General features: G+C 62.8%; 5 protein-coding genes, 1 pseudogene and 1 other annotated feature. Of the genes and pseudogenes, 2 read left to right on the top strand and 4 right to left on the bottom strand.

Annotated features, from left to right (window positions below; all coding sequences use genetic code 11):
- Window positions 1-130 precede the first annotated feature (130 nt).
- The 4 genes from AS25_RS10965 to AS25_RS10950 form a co-directional block, all read right to left on the bottom strand.
- Complete coding sequence (locus AS25_RS10965) at window positions 131-943, bottom strand: hypothetical protein (RefSeq protein WP_156960969.1); 813 nt, start codon at window positions 941-943, stop codon at window positions 131-133.
- A gap of 265 nt (window positions 944-1,208) precedes the next feature.
- Window positions 1,209-2,135: a DUF8370 family protein gene (locus tag AS25_RS10960; RefSeq protein ID WP_035965096.1), complete on the bottom strand. Its 927-nt coding sequence runs from the start codon at window positions 2,133-2,135 to the stop codon at window positions 1,209-1,211.
- A 267-nt stretch (window positions 2,136-2,402) separates the two neighbouring features.
- Complete coding sequence (locus AS25_RS10955; protein ID WP_035965095.1) at window positions 2,403-2,855, bottom strand: hypothetical protein; 453 nt, start codon at window positions 2,853-2,855, stop codon at window positions 2,403-2,405.
- A gap of 377 nt (window positions 2,856-3,232) precedes the next feature.
- Window positions 3,233-3,682, bottom strand: coding sequence for a hypothetical protein (locus tag AS25_RS10950; RefSeq protein ID WP_035965092.1), 450 nt, complete (start codon window positions 3,680-3,682; stop codon window positions 3,233-3,235).
- Between the two features lie 65 nt (window positions 3,683-3,747).
- Here AS25_RS10950 and AS25_RS10945 point away from each other — a divergent pair, with 65 nt between their 5' ends.
- Together AS25_RS10945 and AS25_RS10940 are read left to right on the top strand one after the other, a co-directional pair.
- A complete protein-coding gene (locus AS25_RS10945) occupies window positions 3,748-4,068 on the top strand; it encodes a transposase (RefSeq protein WP_035959360.1) in 321 nt (106 codons plus the stop codon).
- Window positions 4,026-4,139 (top strand) — a sequence feature (AL1L pseudoknot). Its footprint overlaps the gene before it by 43 nt.
- Window positions 4,068-4,296: pseudogene (locus AS25_RS10940) on the top strand (IS3 family transposase); the annotation flags it as partial. (Overlaps the previous feature by 72 nt.) The gene AS25_RS10945 and the pseudogene AS25_RS10940, both read left to right, overlap by 1 nt.

The following is a 4,296-nucleotide window of genomic DNA, read 5'->3' as shown; positions in this document are numbered from 1 at the left end:
GACAACTACCGCCTACGCGCCCTGCTCGCCGCCGGCGGACACCGGCCGTGGCGCAAGACCCCTACCCATGCTCATCTGTGAAGGGCCACATTATGTTATATATGCAGCCTCTGTTCCGAGGCACCTGTGCTCACGGCTGCGGGGACCACTGGTGACCGTTGAACCACCACGGCAAAGGGGCCACAGGGTAGAAGCCGAACACGCTCTCAGTCCCGTACCATCCGGCCTTGACCTTTGGATGTATCAAAGACGGGGCGTTCGCGATCTCCGTATCCGCGCGTTCCAGCGCGATCAGGATGTCATTGGCTGCCTCTGTGATGGCAAGAGAACCATGCTCCAACGTCATGTCCCCGGCCATGTAGTGCCTTCCATCGATAGACCAGATGGTGTTCACACCACCATTACGCAGTTCCAACCACCAGTCGGGGTCCACCACGGTCGCCGGGGCGACACCCTGGGGCAGCTCATGAAATTTCGAGTGCTCCAGCCACTCAGTCACGATGACCCGAAGCACATCTTCCGCAGCCCATTGGTCATGGTCGTAGACCCCAATCAGCCAGGCATCATCAGCTCCCACAAGGAGAAACAGCAGGTCCCCTGTGCGTTCCACGTAGCGCGATCGGCTGTGCGACTGAGCCCCGAGATGCAGGTGGTAGACACCCCAGTCGGAGAGCATGGCGTCCAGCCGTCTCTTTGACCTTTTGGACTGCTGGGCTGGGGGAAGCACAATCGAGTCGGCTTTTGTGCTCAAACGAGGGGTGAGGGATCGCCCGGCTTCCAGGTGCTGAGAGATCTCGCGCAGCACATGCTTGTGCGCCTGTAGCGCGGGCTGATGCTGAATGGCCTGGGACAAGTGCACCGTGCGAGGCCGTGGTGAGATGAGACGGGCCCGCCAATTCATGACAACCACCAGCAACGACTGTAAGTCCAGACTCTGGGCCACCTGGTGGTTGTACCCCGTTGGAGACGCCTTCTGTACGTGCTTGCGAAGGTCAGCTAGAAACTGCTCGGTGAGAGTAGGGGCGTCCATAGCTGATCATTGTCCATGTGCCCGGGCCTGTGACTTGCGGAGGCAGATGTCCGGCATCCCACGCAAGCCGATGTCCGTCAATCATTCGAAAGATTTTCTAGCAGAGTGTCCGCCGTGAGGACCGGCGCCCTGGGGCCATCGAGCTAGGCCCCAGGGCGCCGGTCAGCCGTTCACGTGATCAGGCAGTCCTGCGGTGGAGGACATCGTCGGTGACGGGTTCGAAGCGCCCATCAACGAACTTCTTGAACCGGTGGCCGAGGTTAATACCCTCGTCGCTGGCATTGAGAGTGGTGTCAAGGATGAATGGCCTCGTACCGTTCACGTCGGGGCGTTCCTTGAGCACGTCCTTGCTCGGCTTCAGGGGGCGGCCCTTGTCTGTGTATACCGTCTCGGTGTCCTGGACATAGCTCAGGACGGAGGTCTCGTAGAACCGGCGGGCGTGCATCAGCAGCATCGGACGAACCCAGTGGCGGGGCACAAGAAGCAGCTCCTTGCCATTAGCTACAGGCAGCTGCACGTCTGCATCACGCCAGCTACAGGTAACCGGGTCCCAGATACGGGTCGTCACGGTGGAGAGCTTGTGGGTCCCGGCGGTGAACTGCGGAAACGTCTCCAGTATCTGGGCGGTGAAGTCCGCGAGCGGTCCGAAGACAATCCGCGTGGTCAGATCAGAGGTGATATCCGCGGCGACGCCGGGGACGAACAGGGGGATGTCCTCCAGCTGGGTCAGGACCGCGATGCGCCGAAACGCTTCGGCGTTCGTGTCCAGCGTGTGCCAGATCCACTCGCCGACCTTCTCTGCTCCGCCATGACCGCGGAACCCCTTGGCGGCCAGGCCCAGGCGGGTCTGCCAGGGCTCGGAGAAGTCCTGCAGCAACTTCAGGCTCCTGGCCCGGCTGAGCTCGTCCCCGCGCAGGATGCAGTCGCGCACAGTGTCGAAGTACGTCGTCATCGATGCCTTCGCCTGCACCACATGGGTGGCGGCGGTGGAGTCGAGACGGATTGCCCGCGGGTCCACGTACAGGGGGCTGTCTTTGAGGACGTTGACGTCGACGAAGGGCAGGTTCTCCGGGTCGGAGAACTGGTACAGCTCGGAGACACGCATGCGTGCGCTCCCTCCTGGCGCCCGACACGGGCGCCGGTAGGTGAACGCGCCAGCCACTACGGCCGGCCCATGAGGGCCGGCCGCGTGGGATAGAGTCGAAGAGTCTGTCCAGGACACCTTCGAGCCCCTCCCGAGCCCCTCGGGAGGGGCTCTGTATGCAGGTGGCGCGGTGTTCGCCCGGGGCAGCCTGAAGTTCAGGCCGCCCCGGGCGATACATCTCGGGGGGCTACACGGGAGCCCCGTGGTGCTTGCGCATTCGCCTTCCCCTCACTCGGCGTTATCCGGTGAGGAGTGATCCTCCGACTGGTTCGTTGCCTGCTTGCGGCGGTTCCGGTTGGAGATGACCAGTGCACCTTCCGTCTTGGGGTCGATGAGAAGCATCCCGTCGCGCAGCTCCGGGGTCCATCGACGGGCCTGGGAGGTGTCCATGTCGATGAATCGGGTGAACATGGATCCAGCAATCAGTACGGGCCCGGTGGATTTCCCCGACTTCCCAGCGGGTGTCTGACGGCGTACGGGGTAACCGTTGAGATCGGTTGGGGTGGTCGGCTTCAGGGCGATCAACCGCTCCTCATCGTCGTAGAGGAACGCGATGTACTCCGGCTCATCGAGCATCTTGTACGCCGCATCGTTCAGGCTGAAGAGTCCGCGCTTCTGGATCGTCACGGTCGGAACAGTCGGCGTGGGCGCACTGCCCTTCTCGAAGACCTTGAATGCCACTTCAACCTCCTTGGGGTGATGACGGACTGGCTGTCAAGTTCAGTGTACCCGACTTGGGACACCTTGGTAAATTCAAATTTGCAGTTAAGAGCAATCAAGAGTTTGGGGGTTCTGTGGACTAGTTCGAGCAGACGATGTCCGCCAATGCGGCCTTGGAGGCGGGTGACGTCGCAGAACATGGCAGTGACATCACGGAAGCCGGTCACTAACTGCGGTCATCGGTACTGAGGATTCGACGGTATCTCTCGGGGTCGATCAAGCGCCTCGCAACTTCGCCAGCGCCTTTCAGCGCGGAACCCCTGTCACCCCTGCGCCCTCGCTGAGGCGGCGACCGCGCTAGCCCGGCACGGGTCGCAGTCACTAAACGACCGTTTGAGCTACAGCGCCGCGTTCGCCGCCTCGACACGTCCTTGGAGGCGACGAACGCCGTCCCGAATCATCGCGCCATACCCCTGCTCGGGCAGTCGTGCGACAGATTGCTGCGCCCGTACAACCTGATCTTCGGCGTCTTGGACGCGCCCAGCGCGCAGGTAATCATCACCGAGGTTGAGGTGCAAGCTCGGAGCGAACCCCGCTGTCGAGGGAACTCCGATGGCTGCGAGGTCACCGTCTTGGAGGTGTGTGAACTCTGTCAGGGCTTGCTCGTCCCAGCGAGTCTCGCTCTGAAGATTCTCCTGCTGGTCGGCCAGGTAGTGCGCCAACACGCACCGGTGGGCATGGTCTTCTTCGACCGTCTCATCCCAGCACTTTTCAAGAGCCGCCTTAGCGGCTTCGCTCTGACCGTTAACCGCTTGACCGACTGCTTCGAGGACTGGTTCCCAACTCATGCCCCCAACGCTATGTCCCGTGACGGGTCTGTTGGAGGCTTTCATTCCACGGAAGGATGAGAGTCATGGGGGCACCGAGGAAGTACCCGGACGAGTTGCGAGAGCGCGCCACCCGGATGGCGGTGGAGGCCCGGCGGGACCCGGCGACGAAGGCCGGGGCGCTGGCGCGGATCGGTCAGCAGCTGGGGATCAACCCGGAAACGCTGCGGAACTGGGTGAGACAGGCCGAGGTCGATGAGGGATATCGACCAGGAACCACCACTGATGACGCCCAGCGGCTGGCCGAGCTCGAGAGAGAAGTTCGGGAACTCCGCAGGGCTAACGCCATCCTGCGGTCGGCCTCGGCTTTCTTCGCGGCGGAGCTCGACCGCCCACACAACAGGTAGTGGCCTACATCGACGCCCACAAGGGCGAGTACGGGGTCGAGCCGATCTGCAAGGTTCTGCAGGTCGCCCCGAGCACCTATTACGCAGCCAAGACCCGCCCGCCCTCAGCGCGATCGGTCAGCGACGCGGCCACGACCGCGGTCATCACCAAGGTGCACGCGGAGAACTACGGGGTGTACGGGATCACCAAGGTCCACGCCGCGCTGCGCCGGAACGGCCACCGGGTGG

The organism is Kocuria marina, from assembly GCF_000786655.1.
GTDB lineage: Bacteria > Actinomycetota > Actinomycetes > Actinomycetales > Micrococcaceae > Kocuria > Kocuria marina_A.
The sequence above is the reverse complement of the archived record's forward strand: the minus strand, read 5'-3'. Positions and strand labels throughout refer to the sequence as shown.

What these genes read in the sequence shown, in the direction of transcription:
- AS25_RS10945 (WP_035959360.1), top strand. Translation starts at nt 3,748, where the DNA reads ATGGGGGCACCGAGGAAGTACCCGGACGAGTTGCGAGAGCGCGCCACC.
- AS25_RS10960 (WP_035965096.1), bottom strand. Translation starts at nt 2,135, where the DNA reads ATGCGTGTCTCCGAGCTGTACCAGTTCTCCGACCCGGAGAACCTGCCC.
- AS25_RS10950 (WP_035965092.1), bottom strand. Translation starts at nt 3,682, where the DNA reads ATGAGTTGGGAACCAGTCCTCGAAGCAGTCGGTCAAGCGGTTAACGGT.